This is a genomic window from Neorhodopirellula pilleata (assembly GCF_007859915.1).
In the GTDB taxonomy this organism is placed as follows: Bacteria; Planctomycetota; Planctomycetia; order Pirellulales; family Pirellulaceae; genus Rhodopirellula; species Rhodopirellula pilleata.
In genome coordinates, this window is record NZ_SJPM01000001.1 from 846,168 (window position 1) to 872,670 (window position 26,503).

Consider the following 26,503-nt stretch of genomic DNA (forward strand, 5'->3'; position numbering starts at 1 on the left):
CCCCAACCATGAACCATCCGACCCATCGCCGGAGCTTCCTATCCGACTCCGCCACCGCACTCGGTTCGATCGCATTACTGGATCTGTTGGCCGGGGACCGTCTCTTGGCATCGGAACCGTCGTTCGATTCGAACGGCACGCCGGTCGTCGATCCGGCGCGTCCGTTCGTCCCGCGACCCAGCCATTTCCCGGCGAAAGCCAACAAGGTCGTTGTGATCTTCTGCGCCGGTGCGGTCAGTCAGCTTGAGACATGGGACTATAAACCGGAACTGATCAAACGCGACGGCAAGCCGCTCGAAGGTGGCCTGGCCGTGACGTTTCAAGGCCCGGCCGGTGACCTCGCTCGTCCGCAGTACACCTTTCGGCAGCGCGGCGAAACGGGGAAATGGGTCAGCGACATGCTTCCGCATTTGGCGGAACTAACCGACGACATCGCGTTCGTTCATTCATTGACTAGCAAGAGCAACACCCACGGCCCGGCGGAAAACTTTCTATCGACGGGAACACCGCTGGACGGCTTTCCGAGCCTCGGCTCATGGGTCAGTTACGCGTTGGGAAGCGAGAACCAGAATCTGCCCGCTTATGTCGCGATGCCCGATCCGCGAGGCGTTCCGCAAAACGGTTCCAACAACTGGGGTCCTGGTTTCTTACCGGCCGCTTTCCAGGGAACGCCGATGAGTTCGAAAGAACCGATTCGGCATCTAACGGCTTCCGGCGTGAGTGTTGAATCCGATCTCGCCGCCCGAACGCTATTGCAACGCGTCAACGAACGACATCTTCAACAACATCCCGATGACGGAAAACTCGCCGCTCGCATCGCCAGCTATCAACTCGCCGCCCGCATGCAGCTCAGCGTTCCCGAGATCACGGACTTGAGTTCTGAACCGGCCCATGTCTTGAAAAGTTACGGTGCCGATGACGAGTCGAATCCCAATCGGGCGGCGTTCGCCCGCAACTGCATCTTGGCCAGGCGAATGATCGAAAGTGGTGTTCGGTTCGTGCAATTGTTTAACGGGGCATACGCCAGCGGTGGCGAACTGAATTGGGACGGGCACAGCAAGTTGAAGGAACAGTACGACAAGCACGCCGCCATTCTCGATCAACCCGCAGCGGCGTTGATCAAAGACATGAAAGCGAGAGGCTTGTTAGAAGACACGTTGGTCGTTTGGTGTACCGAATTCGGCCGGATGCCGTTCTTTCAAAAAGGGGCCAAAGGTCGTGATCACAATCCCGACGGCTTCACCTGCTGGATGACCGGGGCGGGCGTGAAGCCGGGCGTCAGTCACGGGTCGACGGATGAACTCGGACAGAAAGCGGTCGAGAACATTCGCCCGTTGTACGATTTCAACGCAACGATACTGCATCTGCTGGGCCTGGATCATGAGCGGTTGACGTTCGTGCACAACGGAATCGAACGCCGCCTGACGAACGTCGAAGGGCATGTGATTAAAGAGATTCTGACTTAGTGATCCCACTTTTGAGATTCTTATGAAATTCGTTCTCGCATGTCTCGCATGTTTCGCATGTTTCGCTTTAAAGCTTCTTCAAGCCGATGTTGCGGTCGATGCGGCTGAATCGTTCATTGCGAGAGAAGGGCAGCCACAAGCCGAGATCATCATTGATGAGAACCCGACGCGGATGCAACGTGTCGCCGCACATGAGTTCCGGATGCAAATCGAAAAGATCAGTGGTGCGAGATTGCCGATCGTAACCGCACCGAGCGGTCAGCGGGTAAAGATTTTTATCGGTACGAGTGAACACAATCCGATTACGGCCGATGGACTCAAAAACGGTGCTTACCGCATCACCACGGGATCGGACTGGATGGCGCTCATCGGTGACGACAGCGAGTTCACGCCCGGCGAACCGTTTGCCAAGAACAACGGCGACATCCCTCGAGCGCAAGCCGAATGGGAAAAGATCATCGGTGCCCCGTACGGCATGCCGGCTCGCGGTTTGTACAAGAACCGTCTGCGACTTCCCGGCGACATCGGCAAACCCGATGGCGCGATCACGCAGCCGAAAGAAACCCTCGACATCTGGGGACTCGACGAACGTGGCAGCTTCAACGCCGTCTGCGGCTACCTGCGCAAGCTCGGCGCTCGATGGTATCTGCCGGGCGAACTGGGCGAAGTGCTGCCGACGATGGCGACGATCCCGTTGTCGCAAATCGACGAAACCGTGCAGCCTGATTTCCCGCTGCGTCAATTCAACTTTCGTTTCAGCACCGCTGGTCCCGAAACATCGATGTGGGTCATGCGTCTCGGTCTGCGAAATGACGAACGACTACAGATCGCTCACGGCATATCGACGATGACCAACCACCAAGCCGTGTTCGACGCGCATCCGGACTGGTTCGCGATCTACGGCGGCAAGACGGACTTCAAGCCAGGCGATTCAAAGTGCCAGGTCTGTTACTCTAACGAAGAACTTTTCGACGAAACGGTACGGTGGGCAAGAGCGTTGCTCGATACTTACAATTTTGAAACCGTTTCGATCATGCCGCCCGACGGCTACACCGCGATCTGCCAATGTGAAAAATGCAAAGGCAAGGATTCACCCGAGCGGAATGAGCGAGGTCTACTAAGCGATCATGTTTGGGACTTTGTCAACCGAGTCGCGAAGGAGATCGCTAAGTCGCATCCGAAAGCCAAAGTACTCAATTGCGCCTATGGCGTTTACACGTTGCCGCCGCTGAACATCGACAAGCTCGAACCGAACGTGCAAGTCTGCATCGTCGGCGGCCGGCGACCGATCAATAAGTCGGGCGCCAAAGGCCAGGGCGAATCGTCACCGGAAGCTTTGCGTGCGGCATGGTTGAAGAAAACTGACAATCCTCTGTTGAACTTTGAAAACTATCCTTTCACTGATCGCGGTTGGTACCTGCCCAGCTTCGCGGCCGGTTCGATCGCCGACAGCATCCACGCCACGAAAGGAATCTCCGCCGGTGAAGATATCTGGCTCAGTGTGTCGCGCGACTTCGGCAATAAAGACATCGGGCTAAACCACTTTCTGGTTTACTTCACCGCTCGCATGTATTGGGGCGGACGCGACGCGCACGTCGACGCGATGATGCGTGAATATTGCACTCTGTTTTATGGTCCTGCTGAATATGAGATGCTCGCCTTCTTTGCTTATTGCGAAGCGAACTGGATTGAGATGGATCAGAACAAGGCGAAAGCTGACGAAGCGCTCACGTTGTTCGACAAAGCAAAGAAGCAAGTCGACTCGGCGAGCGTTTACGGGAAACGGCTCGCCCTGATCGACGATTATCTCAAGGGCCTACGTATGAAAACGCAGCAACTCGGACAGAAAAGAGGCCCGGTTCCGAAGGTGCGGCTTGTCGGCGACGCATACGACATTGTGATCGATGGAAAACTCGATGACGAATACTGGCAGAACTGTCCCGCCGCGGCCACAGGCCGATTCCGGGAACTGCAAACCGGACGAACGCCGACGTTCGAAACCTCATTCAAAGCCGGATGGCAAGGCGGCAATCTGTACTTTGCGATTCGATGTGACGAACATCCCGGCGAGAAACCAGTCTCTTCTTCGACTCACGACGACGATCAAGCGATTTGGCACGGCGACGCTATCGAGATCCACCTCGCCACGGAAACTCATTCTTACTATCAGATTGCCATCAGCCCCACCGGTCATATCGTCGATCTCGATCGGGCCGCTTCCAAGGGACAGTCGTTGAGTTGGGATTCCAAGGCCGAAGTGGGCACGCACATCGCCGATGATCACTGGACGGTCGAGATTCGGTTGCCGGTGACCGCAGACGAGAACGATCCGCTGAACCAGGTCATCGGTCGGCATCCGACGCAGAGTCTTCCGTGGCACATCAATCTATGTCGCCAACGAATCCGCGACGACGGCCTGGAACTCAGCGCGCTGTCACCGACCGGCACAACGGGCTTCCATGTCCCGATGAAGTTCGCACACTTCTACGACGGACGCTCTCACCAGTTCGATTCCAATTCGGATGCGACTGATTTTGCCATCGGCTTTTCCCGAGCCACTCAGCAACGCAAGGCAGTTGCTTTCCTAGAGCTTTCCGAAATGGAAAAGATCAGTGATCTGCAAAAGTCCGTCGCATTGGAACAGGCGGCTCTGTTGGACAAAGCAAACGCCGAGTCGATCATCGACCGCATGCCGATCGCATCGGTGAAAAAAGCGGCACAGATGCAGCACCTACTTGCCACGGGAAAAGCGTCCGAAGTGATCGCTCAATTCGCCGATGAGGATTTGAAATCGTGGCCTTTCTGGAAGCGCGGTGACGGGTTCTACTTGCGAGGGCGAGCTTATTACATCCTCAAAGAGGGGACGAAGGCGGAGGCGGATCTTACCCAGGCTTTGCCTTGGACCAGCGAACGACGCAGTCGCGAGTCATTGCTTTTGACGCTCGCTTTGAACCGCGAAACCAACATGGCCGATGACGACGGAGCGTTGGAGGGATTCATGGGCATCGTCGCCGGTCGCGAACGCATTGGAGGTGCTGGAGAATATGCCGCACTACAAGGGATTGCTCGTATCCAAAGTCGCCGCGGCCAATACGCCGAGGCGTTAAACACTCTCAATCGAGCCGATCCGGATCGTTTGCAAGGAACTTGGCGGGTCAATATTTTGCGATCGATCGAAGAGGTCAGATCGGCGCAACGCGACTCAATGAAGAATCGCGAGATCGACTAGTAGCGAGTTATGCTAGTGGCGGCGACTCTCCGTCGCCGTTTCTTCTATACTATGCTCCCCTTCGTTCCTCACCACTCGCCCCGCTGCATTCGGAGATTACTGTGCCCCAACCTGCTTGTCCGCTCTGGCTCAAGATTGTTTTGATCGCCGTCGGCTTGATACCGATTTTGATTTCTCACCAAGCTTATGCGGTCGCGACGGAGTCTGAACTACGTGGCTCGCGACCAAATGTCATTTTGGTGATCACGGACGATCAAGGTTACGCGCCTCTCGGTCGAGTCGGACATCCATGGATCCAAACGCCGAACCTGGATCAACTATACGATCAAAGCACCCGGTTCGATCGATTCTTGGTCAGCCCGACGTGCGCACCGACGCGATCCGCTTTGATGACCGGTCGACATCCGATGAAGAACGGCGTTACTCATACCATCTTGGAACGGGAACGGATGACGCTCGACGCTGTCACGTTGCCCGAAACGCTTAAGAAGGTCGGTTACACGTCGGCGATCTTTGGCAAGTGGCACCTAGGCGACGAAGACGCCTACCAACCGAACGCACGCGGGTTCGACGAATCATTCATTCATGGGGCCGGAGGGATCGGGCAAGCGTACAACTGTAGTTGTGCGGACGCGCCGGGAAACAAGTACTTTGATCCGGTGATTCGCCACAACGGCACGTTCGTCCAAACGAAAGGCTTTTGCACCGACGTGTTTTTTGATGCGGCGATTGATTGGATCGAAACGACGAGCCGGAAAGATTCACCGTTCTTTGCGTACATCGCCACCAACGCCCCGCACTCTCCCTACATCGCTCCAGAAAAGAATGCCAAGCGGTTCTTGGATCTCGGCCTGAGCGAAGGTGAGTCCGGATTCTATGGAATGATCGAAAACATCGACGAGAACATGGGTCGGCTCGCGAAAGCAATGGCTCGCTTGAATTTAGAAAAAAATACGATCCTCATTTTCATGTCCGACAACGGCTCAGCCGGTAACGGTTTGGGACGAATCGGGAAAGCAATCGGAACCACGCCCGACGGCAAGAAACTGGTTGCGTACAACGCGGGCATGAAAGGAACCAAGGGTTCACCCGACGAGGGAGGTGTGCGGGTGCCATTTCTCGTTCGTTGGGACGACAAGATCCAAGCCGGCAATCAAGTCGATCAGATCGCCGCACACATCGATCTGTTTCCAACGCTCGCGGATTTCGCCGGAGCCGAACTGCCGACCGGTCAAGTCGAGGGCAGGTCCCTATTGTCATTGATCGCCGACCCTGATGCTACTTGGGACGATCGATACCTTGTCACCCACTGCGGTCGTTGGCCGACCGGGGCCGAACCGAACGACTTTCAATACAAGAAGTTTGCCATCCGCAATCAACGGTATCGATTCGTCGACAATAGCCAACTGTTTGACATGCAGTCCGATCCCGGTCAAACACAAAACGTGATCGAATCTCACCCTGAGGTCGTTGCCGCGATGCGCAAGGCGTAAGCGTTCTATCTGCCCAGGCGGGTGAACCGGGGCAGTGGGCCGCGTACTAGAAGTCCGAGTCACCGTCGCCGGTTCGTTGGGCGCACTCCAGGTGCTCGCACAGTTCCACGACCGCATCGAGGTGGGGAGGGGGGCGTTGTGCGCGGTCGGTCAAAATCAGACTCGCAATCCGCTTCGCTGCGTTTCGCAATGGCCAAACCTCAAAACGCAGAACCGATTTCGTCCTTGGTGAATAATGCGGGTTCAATCACCACGGATCGTTCGGCTTACATTCGCGGAGTTCTGGAAGAGTAAAGCTGAGGTATCGAGTGCAATCGACGACAGAACGTCTTCGGATCTGATTAGAATGTTGCCATCTCATCCGTGGTAGCGTTCGATTGAAGGAATGAAATGGCTTTTCGACCATCCCTATACTGCCGAGCTATTTGGTTATGCATTGCGATGGGATCGGCTGTCGCGGCGGAGACTCGTCCACCAAACATTCTGTTTCTTTTTGCCGATGATGTCGGACAAGAGGTGTTGGAGTGTTACGGCGGCCAGTCTTATCCCACGCCGCACTTGAACGAATTGGCACGGACGGGGATGAAGTTCCGTCATGCCTACAGTATGCCGGTTTGCCATCCGTCGCGATTGACGTTGATGTCAGGAAAGTATCCGTTTCGCCATGGCAAGGTGGCCTGGGGCGATTATCCGCAAGCCGCTGAGGAATTGACTTTTAGCCGACGCTTGCAGCGGGCAGGTTACACGACCTACATCGCGGGAAAATGGCAGTTGTGTCTGTTGAAAGATGATCCGCTGCATCCGAAGCGCATGGGCTTTGACCAATGGGATTTGTTCGGATGGCACGAGGGCCCTCGCTACTACGAACCGATGATTTATCGCAATGGGACGGTCCGCGAGGATACGATCGGCCATTACGGTCCAGACCTCTATCAAGACGGTCTGATCGAATTCATGAAAGCGAATCGTGATCGACCTTTCTTGGCATATTATTCGATGGCGGTTGCGCACGAGGTTACCGACGATTTGAATCCGCCAGTGCCGCACGGCCCGTTTGACCGCTATGACAGTTACCCGGAAATGGTTGCCGAGATGGACCGCGCCGTTGGACGAATGGTTGCCGCCTTGGAGGCGCTCAAGCTACGGGAGAATACATTGATCTTGTTTCTTGCCGACAACGGTACGCCACCGGAGATCATCATCCGCGCCGACGGATCGGATTTAATCCGAACGCCCGTGGTCTCTCGGCGCAACGGGCTCGATGTGCCCGGTGGAAAGAAGCAGCTCACCAACGCAGGCACCAACGTGCCGATGATCGCCAATTGGCGTGGAACGATCCGCCCCGGTCAAGAAGTCGATGACCTGGTCGATTTCAGCGACATCATGCCGACGTTTCTCGAACTCGCCGGTGCTTCGCCTCCTTCTGATCAGGTCCTAGACGGAGTGAGTTTTGCTGATCGGCTTTTTGGCACCGGAGTTTCTCCACGCGCGTTCGCTTATTGCGAAGAAGCCGTGCTTCCCAAACCGGGAGGTGTCGAGCCCGACGGAGTCAGTTCAGGGATGCGATGGGTGCGAACACAAGATTGGAAACTCTATCGCGACGGACGCTTGTTTCACATGTCCGAAGATCCTACCGAAGCGTACCCCTTCCACGCGGAACAAGATGACTCAGCCCGTCATGCCGTTCGTCAAAAACTCGTAGATGCCTTCGAGAACCTAGGGCTTTGATCATACATATCCAAAGGTAAGGTCATTCAATGACGCGTCGTACCTGAAACTGCACGTGCGGTTCTTCGGATGGTTGTATCTTAAATGGTTGGCGATGGCTAAAGGCATTGAACACCTCAGTCGCATCATGCGGTTCGTCGCTGGCATGGGCGTGGATCAAATAACGCAGCACCAACGGTTGTTCTTGGGACAGCCGATATTCGGCTTCAAAACAACACGCGGCGCCCATCCAACCGTCGTCTCGAACGTGCCAGTGTGTCGGATGACATGGGTTGTCTGGATGATCGAAAAAGGTCAGCCCTGCCGTGACCATCTGACGCGATTCGCCCTGGCCGATGGCAACCGGGCCACTGTAGTCCATCCATCGGGCGGGTTGACCAAAGACAGCCTTCTCTCCCTGCAATCCTTCACTGCTCGTTAGGCGCCCCTGGCCAAAGTGCGCGGAGATGGATTTGGCAACACGAACGGCCAGCATTCCAAAGTTCGTCTTATCCAACTGCGTCTGTTGGCGACCTTGTCCCGGTCGAAAGGTTGTTTGAATTTCTAACGCGTATTCCTCCTTGGGAAGCGGCAACAACGCAACGATCAGCTCTTGCTCGATCAATTCATCGCCTTCGATGCCATACCAGCCGCATTGGGATGCCATGACGGCTTCTTCATCACCGTCTTGATAGGCTATCCACCGTTTCTGACGAATTTGGGTGCCGCGATCGTCTGCCCAGAAGTCCTGTCCGTCGACCTTGTGATGCGCAAACCAGATGCTGCGATGGTGATCATGGTTCGGTGCGCCGGGATGACCGATTCGAGTGAGGTCACCGCCCTGAGGACCACGAACGGGATAGAAAAACGGTCGAGGCGAACCGTCGTCGAAATTCCAACAGGTCTTTTCGACTCCGTCGATTCGAAGCGAGACTCTTTGCCCAGGCAAAGGCACCACTTCACAACGCACCGGCATTTCCGGCGGCTCGGCATTGCAGGTCTGGCCGCTAACGCTCATGACGACTACGAGTATCCAAAGAAGGACTCGAGCGACCAACCGTGCAGTTCGTTTTCTCATTTGGGGGTTCCGGGTGCTTTCTTCCAATTCGAATTTAGGGTTGGCCGCTAGAGCGTTTTCTCGCGGTTACCAGCTGAAACCGGACGCTAGCGGGCTGCTGATTCAATCGTAACCCGAAGCGTGAGCGAGGGATCGAACGCCATCAATTCTCTTTTAAGTATCGCTCTTTCACGCATTTTGAAGTTGCACTTTTTTCGTAACCCGAAGCGTGAGCGAGGGATAATTGATATTGGCTCATCCCTCGCTCACGCTTCGGGTTACTACAAACCAATGCCACAGGCAAAAGCGCAACGTCAAAACTCACGCAGCGGGTTTCGATGAGGACGAAATCAACAGACTGCTAGGCGTGATGTGATTAGGCGATGATCTCGTTGACCACCCGACCGTACACGTCGGTGAGTCGAAAATCACGTCCGGCGTAGCGATAGGTAAGCTGCTCATGATCGAGTCCTAACTGGTGTAGCAGCGTGGCATGCAGGTCGTGCACGTGAACCTTCCCTTGGACGCCTGTGAAGCCAAATGGATCGGTTTCGCCGAATGCGAAACCTGGTTTGAATCCGCCACCCGCCAACCAGACCGTAAAGCCTCCGGGGTTATGATCGCGTCCGGTTCCGTTGCTTTGCGAGTACGGCGTACGTCCGAATTCACCGCCCCACCACACGATCGTGTCTTCGAGCAAGCCTCGTTGCTTGAGATCGGACAACAATGCCGAGATAGGTTGGTCGACCGCTTTGGCGTGTTCGGCGTGCTTGGGCAAATTGCTGTGTTGATCCCAGGCCGGATTGGCGGAGTTATCACCGTAGTTGACCTGCACGAACCGAACACCGGCCTCGCATAAACGGCGTGCTAACAAACACTTCTTACCATAGGCTCGTGTCTCGGGTTGATCGAGTCCATAGCTCGATCGGGTCGCCTGCGACTCGGTGCTCAGGTCCATGACTTCGGGAGCGACTTGTTGCATCCGCCACGCCATTTCATAGGATTCGATCATCGCATCAAACTCGCCGTTGGCAATGTCGCGTCGATCCGCCTGCACACGATTGAGTTGTTGAATGAATTTCAGTTGATCGGCTTGCCGTTTCGGATCCGTTAATCCCGGTCGCGTTAAACTATCGATCACAAGCTCGTCGGTTTCGGCCCCACCGATCGGCGTCCCTTGAAACCGAGCGGGCAAGAAAGCATTGCCATAATTTCGAGGTCCTCCGTTACCGATCGACGGCGAGATCGAAACGAAACCGGGAAGATTGGCATTCTCCGAACCGAGCGCGTAATGAATCCATGATCCCATCGAGGGACGTACAAAATTAGTTGCACCACAGTGCAAGAACAACGTCGCTGGCCCGTGAGCGACGCCGTCGGTATGCATTCCATGCAAGAAGCAAAGGTCGTCCACATGCCGCGCCGTTTCGGGAAACAAATCCGAAACATGTCGGCCGGTATCGCCATAGGGACGAAACTTCCAAGGCGAACGCATCAATCGATGTTCGCTTGCGCGTTTGCCGGTTTTGGCGATCGTGCGCGCGTCATCGAACGACATCGACTGACCGTCACGTTTGGCCAACTCCACCTTGTAGTCAAAAGAATCGACTTGGCTGACTCCTCCTTGCATGAACAGAAAAATGATTCGCTTGGCTCGCGGTGGGTGATGGGGCGCGACCATCCCCGTGATTGATCCGGTTTGGTTTGCGGCGACCTTATTCGCGGCCCCCGCAGTCGAAGACTCGGCCGCCAATGCTCCCGCAGCGAGCGCACCAAACCCGCACGCGGTTTGTTGTAAAACTTCGCGGCGGCCCAATGGTAGAGAAGTGACGGGGTTCATCCGAGGTTATTCCAAATAGCGAAAATCGACCGATGCGAACATGGATTGAACTAGATCGGGAAGACGGTCATCGGGTTGCAAGAACGTCTCGCACATCTCACGTTCGGCCGAACTGGGATACCGCCCGTACGCCGATAAGAAGAGACGATCGAGCAGGGAAACGATTCTAGTTTCATCGGATTCACCAAAAGATGCACTGCCAAAACGTTTGGCGGCGTGTCGTGCCCGCTCGATCACCCAGGGATGATTCAACATCACTAGTGACTGGGTCGCGACCGTGCTTCGCGGTCGTTGACCGATCGAGACACTGCTGTCGGCGAAATCAAATACTTGATACAGCGGCGGCAAGGAATTCCGCAGCACCGGATGGTAGACGCTTCGCCGCGACGACTCATGACGATAGTTGAAATCGGCTTTCGTTCCCGTCCGAATCGTCGGTCCGAAACGCGTGTGATCCAACTCGCCGCTGACCTGCAACATCGCATCCCGAAGACTCTCAACGGGAATGCGTTTTAAGTGAGCCGACCACAGCAAACGATTATCCGGATCGACGCTCGCAGCAAGTCCATTTTGGGAACCGACTCGTCGTCGATAAGCATCGCTGCGGACGATCATTCGCACCAAGTGCTTCGTCGACCAGCCGCTTTCAATCAATTCGTTTGCCAGATAATCGAGCAACTCGGGATGAGAGGGCTGATCGCCCGTCGTACCAAAGTTGTTTTCCGTCGCAACCAGTCCCTCACCCATCAACCAACTCCACACACGGTTGGCGTAAACCCGCGCGGTCAAAGGGTTTGACGGATCGGCCAGCCAATGGGCGAGCTGTCGACGTCCACTGCCCTCGATTTGGGACGACCAGTGCTCCGAACGTCCGATCGCCGATAGGAACCCGCGAGAAACGCGTTCACCTTCATGATGGACGATGCCGCGAACCCGGATGGCAATCTGATCGACCGGCTCGCCTTCGAGGATCGTTAAATACTTCGGTCGCTTCGCGAGTTGTTGCTCGACGTTCGTCAATGACTTTTTGAGATTGTCGAGTTTCGCCAACTCGTCGGCATCGTTGGTTTCGTCGACGATGTCGTTCCGGGTGGCGACCTCACCGACGGGCAGAAACTGCACCGCGTCGACGATCACATGACCATCGGCGCTGTTGTTGGACACCAACACGAACGCTTGTCCGTTTTGCTCAAACGGATACGTCCCGAGGGAAGTCCAGATGCCGTCGATCGGTGGTGTCTTGCGCTGATTGACGCGAACGGTTTTGGCTTCGTTCGCACTAAAAACCTGCACCTGAACCGCTCTCGCCCGATTCGTTCCGGGGGTATAGGCGAGACGAACTTCGTAGTCGCCCGCCGGCAGTTCGGAAGGTTCAAACGTAGCCGTCTTCTCTCCCAATCCGCTGTGGCTATCGTGCAGGTAACCGCTTTCGACATAGCCCGGGACCGATTGCGACTGTGTCCATTCGCCGACCAAAGTGGCATCGGAGTCGTCGATGACGATGCCTGGTAACTCGCGCAGACGAATGCTTTGTTTCGTCTTGGATTTTCCGACTCGTTTCTGCAAAATCGTGACTTCCGATCGAAGTTGGTTGGCTTGGTCCTCCAATTGCTCGAAATGTGAGACGGAATCGTCGTCGAGTGGCAAAGGCTGTTCGATCCATTTCGAAAGGTTGGCATGCTCGAGTGAAATCGTCGATCGGAAGATTCCCGCGAGTGAGTAATAATCCGCCGTCGGGATCGGATCAAATTTATGATCGTGGCAGCGGGCACAGCCGATCGTTTGGGCCAAGAACGCACGACCAATTGTTTCGAGTTGTTCGTCGATATAATCGAACTCCAACTTGGTTTTGTCTTGATCTTCCAAGTTGTTATTGCCCATCGCCAAGAACGCGGTAGCCGTTGCTGCTTTCTGGCGTTCTTGAAGGGTATTCCCACCGAACAGATCACCGGCAATTTGGTCGCGGATCATCTGGTCGAATCCGCGATCTTCGGCGTAAGCGTGAATCAAATAGTCACGATAACGCCAAGCCTCCGACAAGACAAAACCACGCAATGTGATCGACTCGGCATAACGAGCCACGTCCATCCATCGTCTCGCGAACGTTTCGGCATAACCCGGCGAAGCCAACAAAGACTTCAACAGCACATCCCATTTCTCAGGTGAACGATCTTGCACAAATGCGTCAATCTGTTCAGGAGTAGGCGGCAAACCGGTCAGATCGAATGACATGCGCCGTAGCAACGCTAAATCATCGGCAATCGGTTCGGGTTGTAAGTCGTGGGATTGCAACCCCGCCAACACAAACCGATCGATTGGAGACTGAGCGGGGGGCAAGTCCTCGACCGATGGACGTTTGATCGGCGCGTACGCCCAATGTTCGGTTGCCCGCTCGACCGGCAACGCGGTCGATTGGATCCGCCCGGCAGTGTTCCCCTCACGTGGATCATAGGCGCCGTCTTGGATCCAATCGCGGAACTGTTCGATCGTCTCGGCATCGAGTTTTCCATCGGGCGGCATCTGCAGATCGGAATCCTGATATTCGATTGCCCGCATGAGTAAGCTTGATGCAGGATCGCCAGGAATCACTGCGGGACCGAGGTCCCCTCCTGTTTCCCAACCACTGCGGGAATCGAGCAGCAACTGACCGCTCGCTTCGGTGTCCGTGGAGTGACATTCCAAGCAATGCTCGATCAACACCGGTCGAATGTGCGTTTCAAAGAATACTTGTCCACGTGGACTCGGCGTATCGTCGCAATGGCACCGCTTACCAGCGATCAACATCGACGCGGCATAAAACGCGAGCAGCCCGAACACGGGCCAGTGGCGGGATAATCGCATCTGAAAGATCCGGCGGGAAAAGGGAAGGCAGGACCCCCAGTTTAGTCACTCGAACGACCGGCTCGCAACATGCTCGAGCGAATCGTTCGAAGATGCGAAATGGATACAGAACGTCAATCGACGCATCGCCGCATGTTCAAACTACGAACAAGCTCGACGAAACTAGCTGCACAACAACAGGTTCTCAAAAAACATTAAGATTACTAGCACGACGTGAAAGCCATGAAATTGCAACGAACAAAAGGACATTCGCCGCCAACCCCCACGCGGAGGCGTGGAGCGGTGCGATGGCTTTGGCCTCGTTGACCCACCGCAGTAGCGGCGAAGACGGATCCGAAAAAAGTGGCGGAAAAAGCGAAGTAAAACAGAACGCCACTATCAGACCGCAGGCTAGACCGGCAATCGCCGCCTGTTTCGTTCCACGTTGGATAAATAGAACGTCAATGGTCATGGGCAGTAATTGAACGCTGAAGGCGACCGCAAACAGAGCAAGGCCGACGATCATTTGCATGAAACCGGACAAACTGCTTCCGGGACGACTACCTATCAACACGAATGCGAGTGAAACCGCAGTGGCCACCACAATGACCACTTGACCCGCCAACACTCGCTCACGCTCGTTCGAACTTCGGTGCACGAAACGACCATAAATGTCTCGAGTGAATAATGCGCTGAGTGCGTGCAGATTGCTGTCGGCGGTGCTCATGGCTGCGGCCATGATTGCCACCACTATCAATGACGAAAAAACGGAACCGATGGGACCGCCCATTAGCTTTGGCAATAGGTCGTCCAGCATGACAACGAGGATTTGGTCGTAGCTGGCGATCTGTGCATTCGGCAAAACGCCCGAATCATCGATTTGAAGCGGATATAGAATCTGCCCGCCCAGCCCGATCGGCATGATGGCGAACAAAAACGATGCCGTCAGAACGATAGTAAAAATCAGCGCACTGCGCCGCAGCGTCAGCGAGTCGCGAGCGGAGTAGAATCGCATCCACTGGGCGGGTTGAATGATGCCGCCAATCGGCATCAACAGACACACCGTGAAGAGCATCGGAAGCTGCCAGAAATTGGTATTACCCGGAACGGTTAGAGAGGATTTTGGCAGCTCGCCAATGCGATGGAGGAACTCGACCGGACCTCCCAGACTCACCAGCAGGGCGACGCCGCCAAATGCCATCCCTGAAATCAACAATAGACACTGCAACGCATCCGTCCATGCGACGCTCCGCATTCCTCCAATCATGATGTACAGCGCCGTGATCACTGATAAGACAATCGCTCCAACTTCGAATGCGTGTTCGGACCGATCAAACAAAACCGCCGCGAGTTCCCCGCCGGCTTTGAGTTGCATCATCACGTAAGGAATCGCGAAAAGGAAACCGACTAAAGCGATTAATAATCGAAGTACCACCTCACTCCCGTAGTGGTCGCACAACATATCAGCTTGTGTGATGTAATTCCCTCGACGCCCCGCTTTGCGGATGCGGTCACCGAGTAGATAAATACACACACCCGCGACCGGTACGTTGAGACTAACCAGCGCGAAAACGACGCCCTCGCGATACACCATTCCCGGCGCACCGAGCAATGCAAACGAACTAAAGAAGGTGGCCATGATCGTCATCGCTGAGATCAACCAGCCCTGGCCTCGGCCCGCCAAATAGTAATCGTCTTCGCTATTCTCGCTACACCGATGTCCGAGCCAGCCGAACACCAACAAGATGACCAGGTACAGCAGCACTACCAGGACGGGAATGGATATCACGCGTGCACTCCCTCTTCGTCGTCGGTACTCGACGGCGTCATTGGCGGTTCATTCTCTTCGTCAGACGACCGGCTCCACAGACAAAAATAGGCAATGAGCACAACGCCAACTTGTACGAAGTACCAAAGGATGCCCCACGCATAAACCAGTGGAATGCCTTGGATGGTATCTGGCCGATTGACAAGAAGCACACCGGGGCCGGTGCCCATCACCAGGCTTAAAACGAACGCCAACGTCAAACTGTGTTTCAACCAACGATTCGTCGGAGGCGTGGATTTGGAAGTGGGGTGCATGGCGAAGCCTGTTACGAGGGTCTCTCGACGCCCGATCGTTCAAACGCGGTCGACAGATTTCGGTAGCAAGTGCGTGCCGCAGCAACGGCATCGTATCCGGCTCGTTTGGAAACCATTGAACTGACTTCACAATTGATGTCGCCTCGATACCCGCCACCATGAAGACGGCTAATAAGATCCGCGAAATCAATATTTCGCGTTTCGCCCGGCAGTTCAAAAACGACCCGATCATCGACTCTTTTCACATCCTTCACAGCAACATGAGCCACATAGGGAAGAGATGTTTCAATGGTCTCAATGAGAGGCAAGTCCCGAAACGCATAGTGACTATAGTCAAAAACCATTCGCAATCGATCAGGTGCGCCGAGTTGCTCAAACAGCCAAACGGCTTCGGCGGGTTGCGAAACGACGCCTCCTCGATGAGGTTTGATCGCGATCGCCGTTTGCGTTTCGTCTGCCAAACGGACCCACCGCCCGAGGCGATCGCGGAGGAGATTCTTGGACGACTCAAAATCGCCGCCACCGAGCACGGTTTGCACGAGCGGTGGTGTCGAAGGTGCAAGTTCGTGAGCGAGTTCGGTTGCCAGTTTGAGTCTTTCCAACGCAAACGCTTGTTGCTTGTCGCTGAGGGGAGAAACATGCTCCATCAACGAGGTAAGTCGCAACGAGTGTTCTTCCAAACGCACACGTATCGCTTTCTTTCGTGCCTCCGAAAGCTCGGCGGAATCGGCGTCCCATCCTTCGCGGACCGCTAGCTCGACGGAATCAAATCCAATCTTCGCCAGAACGTCGATCGCGGTTTCCGACCTCAGCGATGGCATACCATAAGTGCTGAACCCGAGTGTACACGTTCGGATCGAGGGGCTGAGGCGTTCTTGACCTGAGGCCTTGTTTGCCCGCAACATGGCGTTCATACCACCGGTCATCAAGGCGCACGTGCAACCGCCAATTACGTTGCGTCGAGACAAAGGTCGGTCCCACGAACTCGACACCGACACTGGTCTCGATTGATTTCCCAAGAAATTGGCCTCTACAAAAAGATGGTTTGCTCGACACGTCCAAGGTTCAGGATTCTATCGGACCGAAAGTCAGACGACAAATCTTCGAATACCGGCCCCAAAACGTTGCATGATTTGGCTTTCGGATTCAGCTAACATAAGTCTGAGGTCATCCTTTGCCACGAACCCGTTCAGAAACGCTGACATGACTGAACCATCCAAACGCACTCCCGTTGTTCATCATGCTGCGTGCATTTTAATGGTTGCGTTGGGCGGCATGAACTCGTCTTTCATCCGAGCAAATGATTTCTTCGGCGAAGTTCCCAGCTTCGGTGAAGTTCCCAGCGAAGCCGAGCGGCAAGATTTGGTGAAACTACCGGACGTGATCTTCATCATGATCGACGACCTTCGGCCGATGCTGGGCTGCTATGGCAATCCGCATCTTCAGACCTCGAATATCGATCGCTTGGCGCGTCGCGGAATGGTTTTCGATCGTGCCTATTGCCAGTACGCCAAATGCGGGCCGTCGAGACTGTCGATGATGACGGGCCTACGTCCCGATTCGATCGGTGTCTACGACCATCGGGAACGAGAGGTCGCCGACTTTCGCAATCGTCATCGGCAAGCCGTTTCAATGGCAAAGTGGTTTGGTGAACAGGGATACCTTACTCGCAGTTTTGGAAAAATTGATCACGACGGATGGGATGTCGATGAGGATTGGTCGGAACCACCGTCGCCGGGACGCGAACAAGAAATGCTCGAAATCGTAGACCCGAATAACCCTACCGGCACGACGATCATCGCGGATCGGTTCAATTGCCCGGCCTGGCAAGATCCCAACGTTGACGACGATCATTTGTTTGCCGGTCGAATGACTAATCAAGTTCTCAAACTGGTGAAGACCCGTGACCCCAATCAGCCGTTGTTTCTTGCTGTTGGATATCGCCGGCCACACCTTCCGCTCGTTGCGCCACGACGTTTCTTTGATTTGTATCAACCAGATGAATCTTGGTTGGCGACCAACCCAAATCCGGCCAAGGATTCGCCTGTTTTGGCTTGGTTCAATTCCGACGGCTATACCGGCGCGATCAAGAAACAAGGATTTACAATTTCGAAAGACATCAGTAATCGCGAAGCGAGACGATTGAACGGTTACGAACTTCGAAGCTATGTCGGTGTTCCGAACGAGGGTGAGATTCCGCTGCAAACCCAACTGAAGATCGTTCAAGCTTACGCCGCGTGCATCAGCTATGTCGATTCGCAAGTTGGCCGCCTCCTTGATGCAATTGATCGATCGCCACGCGGTGAGAAAACCATTGTTGTCCTGTGCTCCGATCACGGTTGGCATCTCGGTGAACAGGGTGCGTGGTCAAAGATGACGAACTTTGAGGTGGCGACTCGTGTTCCCCTGATCATTTCCGCTCCGCAGGTGACGCCAGGACGATCATCAATGTTGGCGGAATTAGTGGACCTTTACCCCACACTTTGCGAACTGTCGGGCATCCCACTTCCCTCACATCTCGAGGGCGAAAGTCTAACGAACGAGGTGCGGAACCCCGGTCGCGCAGAACAGCAGAGATTTGCCTTGAGCCAATTCGCTAGGCAGCGAGAAACGTACATGGGGCGAGCCGTGCGGAGCGATCAATTTCGATACGTACAATGGACTGAATCGAAAACCGGTAAGCTCGTCGAGTTGGAACTATATGACCACCGGATCGATCCGCACGAGACCGTCAATGTCGCAAAACGTCCGGAGTACGCAAGTGAACTGAAGAAATTGGAACAGTGGGTACCGCAATTCCAGAGCAGGTTGACATCCCGATGATTGACAATTCGAAATGCTCGACAGTGATGTTACACAGGATCTTGGCCGGAGCAACGGCTGTTCTCTTGATTGTTATGCCGATCGGAAAGGTGCCCTGTGCGTGTTCGGACGACTTCGTTCCTGTCAACACGCAACCCCATGACGAATCGCCGCTTTCCCCGAACGAGGCGATCCAACAGTTGACCGTTCCGCCGGGATTTGAAATCACCCTGGCGGCGGCCGAGCCCGAAGTTCAGCAACCGATCGCGATCACATATGACGACCGCGGTCGATTATGGGTGGCGGAAAGCTATTCGTACAACGGCAGCAAATTCACGGACGAACCGCACGACCGAATATTGATCTTCGAAGACACGACGGGGAATGGCGTTCTCGATCGGCGGACTGTGTTTTGCGACGGGTTAACTCATTTAACCGGATTGGAAATTGGGTTCGGCGGCGTCTGGATCACCGCCCCGCCTCATCTGAGCTTCATTCCCGATAAAAACCTTGACGACGTCCCTGATGGCGATCCGATCGTTCATTTGGACGGTTGGTCTCTCAAAGCGGAACACAACAGCGTCAATGGATTGGACTGGGGCCCCGATGGTTGGCTGTACGGTCGCCATGGGATCAAACAGCCTTCCCGGGTGGGGCGTCCGGGAACTCCCGCCGAACAACGTGTTGAACTCAGTTGTTGCATCTGGCGTTACCATCCGATCGAGCATCAATTCGAAGTGGTTGCCGACGGTACCATTAATCCCTGGGGACTCGATTTTGATGAACACGGCGAAGGCTTCTTGACGACGAGTGTGGTCGACCATTTGTGGCATTTGATTCCGGGCGCTCACTACGAGCGATGGAAAGATCGCGGCACACATCCGGATCCCTATGCCTATGAGTTGATGTCCGCAACTTGCGATCATTTGCACTGGGCATCAGGGCAATTTGACAAGCAAAGCCGAGTAGCCGCGGGCAACCTGGACCATGGTGGCGGGCACTCGCATTGTGACGCAATGATTTATCTGGGAGGTCGTTGGCCCTCGCAATATCACGGTGCTCTGATGATGAGCAACATTCATGGTCGCCGTATCAATTGCGATCGATTGTTATTGGACGAGATCGGGTACCGTGGAATCCATGAGAAAGATTTTCTGGTTGCGAATGATCCTTGGTTTCGGGCTGTCTCGATGGAGTACGGTCCTGACGGCGATGTCCATCTGACGGACTGGTCCGACAACGGTGAATGCCATGATCGAGACGGCGTGCATCGTACGAGTGGAAGGATTTACAAGATCTCGTGGGGCTCACCCCGCCGTGTCTCGGTGGATTTGCAGAACGCCTCGGACGAGCGTCTCGTCGAATATCAAACGCATCACAATGAATGGTTTGTCCGCCATGCTCGACGAATCTTGCAGGAACGCGCAGCCGCGGGAAACGACATGTCCCATGCTGACGAAATGTTGCGGCAAATGTTTCAAGAGAGTGATCATTCGGTGGTTCAGCTTCGTGCGATATGGGCGTTACATGCAATCAACCGTTTCGATGAGTCGTGGCTGAACGAGCTACTGATCAATCCAAACGAACATGTGCGCTGCTGGGCGTTGCGGCTTATTCTCGAAAAGGACACTGTTAGCCAATCAACACTGCACGAGATTGAATCTTTGGCAAAGCGAGATCGTTCCGGATTGGTGCAGTTGACCTTGGCTTCGAGCATGCAACGGATTCCGGTCGGAAAACGTTGGCCGACGCTACTTCCCGTTGCTGAACGGTCTGATCGATGGCAATCCGACAATCTTCAACGAATGATTTGGTATGCGTTGGAACCAGAAGTCGCCTCCGATCCCGCTGCGGCTCTGAATCGGCTGGACCACGTCTCATCGGTCATTCGACGATGGATCGCCAGACGCATCACCGAGATGCCTGGTGATGAATTCGAGTTAATTTTTGACAAACTTGATCGAACGCATCGATCGGAAATCATGGCTGACCTGTTGGAGGGATTCAATCAATCTTCCGCCGAACTAAAGACGTTGTCTTCCGAATCAATCGCGACGATCGAACGTCTGATACGCCATCCCAATGCCGACGTTCGTTTGGTGGCAGTGACGACTGGAGCGAGTGTCGGTGGCGAGAGAACAATACAAGAATTTCGGACGCTGTTACATGACAGTGCGACCGGGCTCGAAACGGCTCAAGGAATCTTATCCGGTATGGTCCGTCGTGACGTAAACGGTTTGCAAGACGACTTAAAACGATTGTTCACCTCCGGGCGATTGGTGGTTCCCGCACTACAGGCCGCTGCGACACTCAAAGCATCATCGCTGGTTCAATCGGTATTGGACCGATATCCGCATTTCGATGACGCAGAAAAATCTGCTGCCATCGACTTCTTGACTTCTCGAAAACCAAACGCAAAGCGTCTGCTCGATGCAATCGAACAGAAAACAATTCCGCCATCTGCTCTCTCTGCGGAACAGGCGCGTCAAGTCCGCGCGTTCAATGACGTTGATCTGACAAAACGATTGGAGAAACTGTGGGGAAGCATTCGGCCTTCACCCGAAGACCGATTAACGCAGATTCACCAATGGGAGCAAAAACTAACTACCGTAGCACTCGAGCAGACCGATCTGACTCGAGGCCGCTACCTCTTCAAGCAACACTGCGGCAATTGTCATCGACTTTTTGGTGAAGGCGAAACGATCGGTCCAGATCTTACCGGTTCCAATCGTGGCAGCCTTCACTACTTGCTTTCGAATGTGATTGACCCAAGCGCTTCGGTCCCCATTGATTTTCGCTTGGCGGTCGTGTTGACCCTCGATGGCCGGGTCGTAACGGGAATTCTCGCAGGCCGTTCAGCGAGCGGGTTGACGATCAAGACCGCCCGCGAGACGGTCAATCTTCCCGACGATGAGATCGAATCGTTCGATCTTTTGCCCCAATCGATGATGCCCGACGGACTGCTCGATCCACTCAGTGACCGAGAGGTTCGTGACCTGTTTGCGTGGCTAATGCAAGATGCCAAGATCGAAAAACCGTCTTCAAAATAGGCGGCTTATCGTGACGAGAGTTCCATCGGTGTCTATTTTTTTGAAATCTTGGCGTGTGATTTTGCCTTCGACACGGACTAAAACCACTAGAGCGTTGCTCCTATTCGATCTTATGGTTCACGTTGTTCGCTGTTTTGACGCTAGTCCGACTGTTCTCACTAGAATCCCCCATGCAGACACCTGAGACACGACCGAGTTTAATCGTTCGGCTAGCCAACGCCGACGATCAGTCGGCGTGGTGGGCATTTGTCGATCGGTACGAGCCGTTTTTAAAACACCTGATCGCTCGGCAGGGTGTTCCGGCACAGCATGTCGCCGATGTCAGTCAGCAGGTTCTCGTTGCGATCGCGGGCTCGGTCGGCCGTTGGACCGATGATGGACGCAACGCTTCTTTTCGTCGTTGGGTCTCTCGCGTTGCTCGCAACGTAGTCATCAAGTTCATGACCCGCCAGCGCCGTGAGATCGGCGGACAAGGCGGAACCGATCACCTGATTCAGTTGGCCGAACAAACAGCCGATTCGGATCCCAATTTGGAACGACAATATCGCCACGAACTGATCGTTTGGGCCGCAGGAAAGGTTCGCGGCGAGTTCGCCGAAGCAAGTTGGCAGGCGTTTTGGGCGACGATGATCGACGGCCGCGATGTCGCTGAGGTCGCCACCGAACTGAACCGATCAGCGGGTAGCATCTACATGTCACGATCACGCATCCTTCGACGCATCCGCGAAACGATCGATGAGGTGATGCAATGAATCGCAACCCCAAGGTCGATCGATCGTTTCCGTGGGCCCAATCCGGTCACCCGACCGATGCGATGCTGCTCGCTGCGATCACGCAACAAGCCGACCAGCCGACCGATGAAGCCATCGCGGAGCATTTGGAAAGGTGTCCGTCGTGCTGCCATCGGATGGAATCGATGGCCACTGGTGATAGCGGCGTTTCGGACCAAATGGCCCCGGAACACGCAAGTGACGGTGACATCGCTGCAGAAATTTGTAACGCACTGCGGCGGGAAACCGAATCCGATCGGTCATCTGCAGAGATCGGTACGTCGGCCGAGTTTCGTCACGAGTCGATTGTCGACTTTGCCGTTGCCTTTTTGGAACCGACCGATCGTGTCGGTGCGATCGGTCGGTTGGGCGGGTTTGAGATTCTTTCGGTGATCGGCCACGGAGGAATGGGCATTGTACTGAAAGGGTTCCAGGAAGAACTCAATCGTCCGGTGGCGGTCAAGATCATGTCCCCGCACTTGGCCACGATCGCATTGGCGCGAAAGCGGTTCTTGCGTGAGGCACAAGCGACCGCCGCAGTGGTGCATCCCAACGTGATGCCGATTTTGTCCGTTAGTGAATCGTCATCACTACCTTTCCTCGTGATGCCATTCGTCGCGTGCCATTCGTTGCAGCAAAGACTCGATGTCGACGGTCCATTGCCGTTGGTTGATTCACTACGGATCGCTTTGCAAGTCGCGCAGGGCCTCGCCGCGGCTCACGCGCAGGGATTGGTGCATCGCGACGTCAAGCCAGCCAACATCTTGCTCGAACGTGGCATCGACCGAGCGATGTTGACGGACTTCGGGCTCGCCCGAGCAGCCGACGACGCGACCGTCACCCGCAGCGGCGTGATCGCCGGAACTCCACAGTACATGTCGCCCGAACAAGCTCGCGGCGGGGCGATCGACGCACGCAGCGATCTGTTTTCACTCGGCAGCGTCATTCACGCGATGATCATCGGTCGGCCGCCGTTTCGGGCGGAAACCAGTTACGGCATTCTTCGCAAGATTACCGATGCGACGCATCAACCGTTAAGAGACCAGAATCCCATGATTCCGGTTTGGTTAGAACGCTTGGTTGATCGTTTGCTGTCGAAAGATCCAGCGGACCGACCGGCAACGGCGGCGGAACTTGCGGACACATTGGAAGCGTGTTTGGCGCACGTGCAACAACCCACGACCTTCCCATTGCCCAACTCGCTGATTGCTCGCTCCTGGAGTCCATTGATGAGCCGAACGTTGAAGATCTTGCTCGTAATTTTGGCTGGCCTGCTAATTCTTCCAGCAGTCATGTGGATCACGTGGGGATTGTCACATCCGGATGGCAATGCAAAAGCTCTCAATCCCGGCGCAGCGAAACGTGTAACGCCGTTTCCGCTGGCCATCGTGAACTCACCAGAATTGGTCGAGCCCATCGATTCGGACGAGACATTGGAAGAAGAACTGGCAATCCTCACCAATCAAATCAACGAACTACTCGAAGAAACCTCGCCGTGAAATTTGTAAGAACCTTGAACTCGGTTGTTTCTCTCACTTCAATTGGAAGGTCAGCAAGATGCGTTGCCCACTCATCGTAACCGTAATCCTGTTTTCGCTTTTGTTGCCCTCCAAAACTTTGCTGGCGCAAGGGATGGGAGCCATGATGGACCCGTTTGGAGGCGGAATGGGCGGTGGTCCGTTCGGAATGGGCGTTCGTCCGCTCAAAGTCGTCATCCTGCTGGGGCCCGATTACGATTTTCAAAAACCGCCTTTCATCAATGCTCAGGAAATCGTTCGTGCCTTCGGGCCGGACGAGAATGGAGTGTTGCAACTTGGTAGGCCGACACTCGACACGGTTCGCGTCGACGTATCGAGTCCGATTCCGCAGTCGAAAACCCGTTCGGTGGCGGTGTCTCATCCGAATGATTTAGAGGGCCCAAACCTTGATGCATTCAAGAAGAGGATGCGACTGAGCGCGCTTCGGTTCGGAATCAATGAAGTTGAATTCGTTCCCCTCGAACCGAACGATCGCGAAGACACTGCCCGAGTTTGGCTGCGGGAGCCGTACCAATCTGAAATGGGGTTGGCGGAGCAGTCTCAGACGCTATGGAGCATTGCCAATTCTCTCTCTATGGCGGTGGAGCCTGAGAACCCGTCCCCCGCTGTCCGTCTGGATTTGTTCGCCGCCCCCGAATCAAGCGGCATGTCACAGGACATCGATAGCATGGAGATGGGCGGCGATTATGGAATGGGCATGGACTCGGGAATGGGTATGGGCATGACCACGCTCGAGTCGCTCGGTCAGCAGATCAACACCAATTCAAAAAAACGCGAAGCTTTGGCGACACGAATGAAGGCTTTGGTGGCGGAGATCCAAGCGTCGCCCGAAGATAATCGAGAGGCAATGAAGGACCAGCTCGCAGAAGTGGTTCGGGCGGATGTCATGTTGGAACGCTCCAATCGTGAACTGAGAGTGGAACAACTCGAGTGGAAACTGCAAGAGCTCAAGCGTCGTCTCGTGCGTCAGGCGAATCAAACCGAACAGACCGTTCAAGAACGCTGGGAATCACTTTTAACCACATCGATTCCCAACGGGTGAGAGCCTATCGACTAGAATGGGATCCCGCGCCGTTCACCGGGACGATTCATCGCTTGCTGGTAATGACTCGGGACGACCGCCTCGAACTCATGCCCTCAACTTTTTATTCCATGTTCAAACCAATAACGATACCTGTTCTCTTCACTGTTTTTGCATTGGCGACGGTTGCGGGGATCGTCGCTGCCGATCCAAAACGCCCCAATGTGCTCGTGATCTACACCGACGATCAGGGAACTCTTGATGCCAATTGTTATGGTTCCGACGATCTAATTACGCCTCACTTTGATCGGCTCGCGAAGACTGGCATTCGTTTTACGCAGATGTATTCCCCCTCGGCGATTTGCTCGGCATCGCGGGCAGGTCTGTTGACGGGAAGGTTTCCTGCTCGCGCCGGCGTGCCCAGCAATGTGTCGTCTCAGGAAGGCGTGGCGGGCATGCCGACCGGAGAAGTCACGATCGCCGAAGTGATGCGATCGGCCGGCTATCGGACCGGACACATCGGAAAATGGCATCTTGGATTCACGCCCGAGACGATGCCCAACGCGCAAGGGTTCGAATCTTCATTCGGGCACATGGGCGGATGCATCGATAACTACTCGCACTTTTTCTACTGGAACGGACCGAACCGTCATGACTTGTGGCGCGACGGCAAAGAAGTTTGGCAAGACGGACGTTACTTTGGCGATGCGATGGTCGACGAATGTCAGAATCTGATTTCACAATGGAAGGACGAGCCGTTCTTTATTTATTGGGCGATCAATTGGCCGCATTACCCGCTGCAAGGCACGGCGAAGTGGCGTCAAAAATACTCACATCTCCCCAACCCGCGAGATAAGTACGCCGCCTTCGTTAGTTCGCTCGACGAGCGAATCGGATTGGTGATCGATCACCTCGAGAAAGAGGGTTTGCGCGACAACACGATCGTCGTCTTGCAGTCCGACCATGGGCATTCGGTCGAAGAACGAACCTTTGGTGGTGGCGGCAATTGCGGGTCCTACCGCGGTGCCAAAGGCTGTTTGTTTGAAGGCGGGATCCGGGTTCCATCGATCATTTCGTGGCCCGCAGGCATCCCCCAAGATCAAGTTCGTGATCAAATGGCCGTCGGATGCGATTGGTTCCCGACGCTGATCGAACTGACCGGCATTGAGATGCCGGACCACCATCTCGACGGTGCGAGTTTGGCAGCTGTCTTGAAAGATCCCAACGCCACGACGCCGCACGAAACGTTTTATTGGCAACTCGGAAACGGCAAGAACGCCCAATGGGTCGTTCGAAAAGGTGACTGGAAACTATTGGGTAACCCGACCGACCGAACCGACCCGGGATCCTTGGGGAAAGACGACAAATTGTTCTTGGCCAACTTAAGCCAAGACCCGACTGAGGCGACAAACCTCGCGACACAATACCCTGACGTGGTTGAATCCCTTTCGCAAATGCAGCAGCGTTACGCCGCCAGCATTACCGAGACGATTCAAGCGAAAGCGGAGCCTTCGCTTAATTGATGACCACATTCGGCGTTCGATATCACGGTTCGCCGGGATGCGAGCACCGAGCGAGGTTCTGACTCGGAAATGATCGGGCTTTCAAGGGAAAGACCAAAAAAAGCC

16 protein-coding genes are annotated in these 26,503 nt (G+C 54.9%); 10 read left to right on the forward strand and 6 right to left on the reverse strand.

Annotation, left to right across the window (positions count from 1 at the left end):
• The first annotated feature begins 8 nt into the window (after positions 1–8).
• The 4 genes from Pla100_RS02820 to Pla100_RS02835 all read left to right on the forward strand — a co-directional run bounded on the left by Pla100_RS02820 (position 9) and on the right by Pla100_RS02835 (position 7,916).
• Entirely contained in the window at positions 9–1,466 is a 1,458-nt protein-coding gene (locus Pla100_RS02820; RefSeq protein ID WP_146576123.1) for a DUF1501 domain-containing protein, read from the forward strand.
• A 22-nt stretch (positions 1,467–1,488) separates the two neighbouring features.
• Entirely contained in the window at positions 1,489–4,695 is a 3,207-nt protein-coding gene (locus tag Pla100_RS02825; protein ID WP_146576124.1) for a DUF4838 domain-containing protein, read from the forward strand.
• Between the two features lie 101 nt (positions 4,696–4,796).
• Positions 4,797–6,188 carry an arylsulfatase gene (locus Pla100_RS02830; RefSeq protein ID WP_231602604.1) on the forward strand — a complete coding sequence of 464 codons (1,392 nt, stop codon included), beginning with the start codon at positions 4,797–4,799 and terminating at the stop codon, positions 6,186–6,188.
• Between the two features lie 390 nt (positions 6,189–6,578).
• Positions 6,579–7,916 carry a sulfatase-like hydrolase/transferase gene (locus Pla100_RS02835; RefSeq protein ID WP_146576125.1) on the forward strand — a complete coding sequence of 446 codons (1,338 nt, stop codon included), beginning with the start codon at positions 6,579–6,581 and terminating at the stop codon, positions 7,914–7,916.
• Positions 7,917–7,938: 22 nt separating this feature from the next.
• Here the strand turns inward: Pla100_RS02835 and Pla100_RS02840 are convergent, their stop codons facing one another.
• The 6 genes from Pla100_RS02840 to Pla100_RS02865 form a co-directional block, all read right to left on the reverse strand.
• Positions 7,939–8,973: a DUF6807 domain-containing protein gene (locus tag Pla100_RS02840; RefSeq protein WP_146576126.1), complete on the reverse strand. Its 1,035-nt coding sequence runs from the start codon at positions 8,971–8,973 to the stop codon at positions 7,939–7,941.
• Between the two features lie 355 nt (positions 8,974–9,328).
• On the reverse strand, positions 9,329–10,792 hold the full coding sequence (locus tag Pla100_RS02845; protein ID WP_146576127.1) for a DUF1501 domain-containing protein: 1,464 nt from the start codon (positions 10,790–10,792) through the stop codon (positions 9,329–9,331).
• A gap of 6 nt (positions 10,793–10,798) precedes the next feature.
• On the reverse strand, positions 10,799–13,633 hold the full coding sequence (locus tag Pla100_RS02850; RefSeq protein WP_146576128.1) for a DUF1553 domain-containing protein: 2,835 nt from the start codon (positions 13,631–13,633) through the stop codon (positions 10,799–10,801).
• A gap of 184 nt (positions 13,634–13,817) precedes the next feature.
• The gene (locus Pla100_RS02855) at positions 13,818–15,401 is read right to left on the reverse strand and encodes a sodium:solute symporter family protein (RefSeq protein ID WP_146576129.1); all 1,584 of its coding nucleotides are present in this window, start codon (positions 15,399–15,401) and stop codon (positions 13,818–13,820) included.
• Positions 15,398–15,694 carry a hypothetical protein gene (locus Pla100_RS02860; RefSeq protein ID WP_146576130.1) on the reverse strand — a complete coding sequence of 99 codons (297 nt, stop codon included), beginning with the start codon at positions 15,692–15,694 and terminating at the stop codon, positions 15,398–15,400. The genes Pla100_RS02855 and Pla100_RS02860 overlap by 4 nt, the downstream gene beginning before the upstream one ends.
• An 11-nt stretch (positions 15,695–15,705) precedes the next feature.
• Positions 15,706–16,662 carry a sugar phosphate isomerase/epimerase family protein gene (locus tag Pla100_RS02865; protein WP_146576131.1) on the reverse strand — a complete coding sequence of 319 codons (957 nt, stop codon included), beginning with the start codon at positions 16,660–16,662 and terminating at the stop codon, positions 15,706–15,708.
• A 235-nt stretch (positions 16,663–16,897) separates the two neighbouring features.
• On the opposite strand from Pla100_RS02865, the gene Pla100_RS02870 reads away from it, so the two are divergent.
• The 6 genes from Pla100_RS02870 (at position 16,898) to Pla100_RS02895 (ending at position 26,398) form a co-directional block, all read left to right on the forward strand.
• Positions 16,898–18,517 (forward strand): sulfatase, encoded by a 1,620-nt coding sequence (locus Pla100_RS02870; RefSeq protein WP_197167657.1) that lies wholly within the window; start codon positions 16,898–16,900, stop codon positions 18,515–18,517.
• Between the two features lie 26 nt (positions 18,518–18,543).
• Positions 18,544–21,546 (forward strand): PVC-type heme-binding CxxCH protein, encoded by a 3,003-nt coding sequence (locus tag Pla100_RS02875; protein ID WP_197167658.1) that lies wholly within the window; start codon positions 18,544–18,546, stop codon positions 21,544–21,546.
• Positions 21,547–21,716: 170 nt separating this feature from the next.
• Entirely contained in the window at positions 21,717–22,298 is a 582-nt protein-coding gene (locus Pla100_RS02880) for an RNA polymerase sigma factor (RefSeq protein WP_146576134.1), read from the forward strand.
• The gene (locus tag Pla100_RS02885; RefSeq protein ID WP_146576135.1) at positions 22,295–23,815 is read left to right on the forward strand and encodes a serine/threonine-protein kinase; all 1,521 of its coding nucleotides are present in this window, start codon (positions 22,295–22,297) and stop codon (positions 23,813–23,815) included. Before Pla100_RS02880 ends, Pla100_RS02885 begins: the two co-directional genes overlap by 4 nt.
• Before the next feature lie 142 nt (positions 23,816–23,957).
• Complete coding sequence (locus tag Pla100_RS02890; protein WP_146576136.1) at positions 23,958–24,896, forward strand: hypothetical protein; 939 nt, start codon at positions 23,958–23,960, stop codon at positions 24,894–24,896.
• A 110-nt stretch (positions 24,897–25,006) separates the two neighbouring features.
• Positions 25,007–26,398 carry a sulfatase-like hydrolase/transferase gene (locus Pla100_RS02895; protein WP_146576137.1) on the forward strand — a complete coding sequence of 464 codons (1,392 nt, stop codon included), beginning with the start codon at positions 25,007–25,009 and terminating at the stop codon, positions 26,396–26,398.
• Positions 26,399–26,503 lie beyond the last annotated feature (105 nt).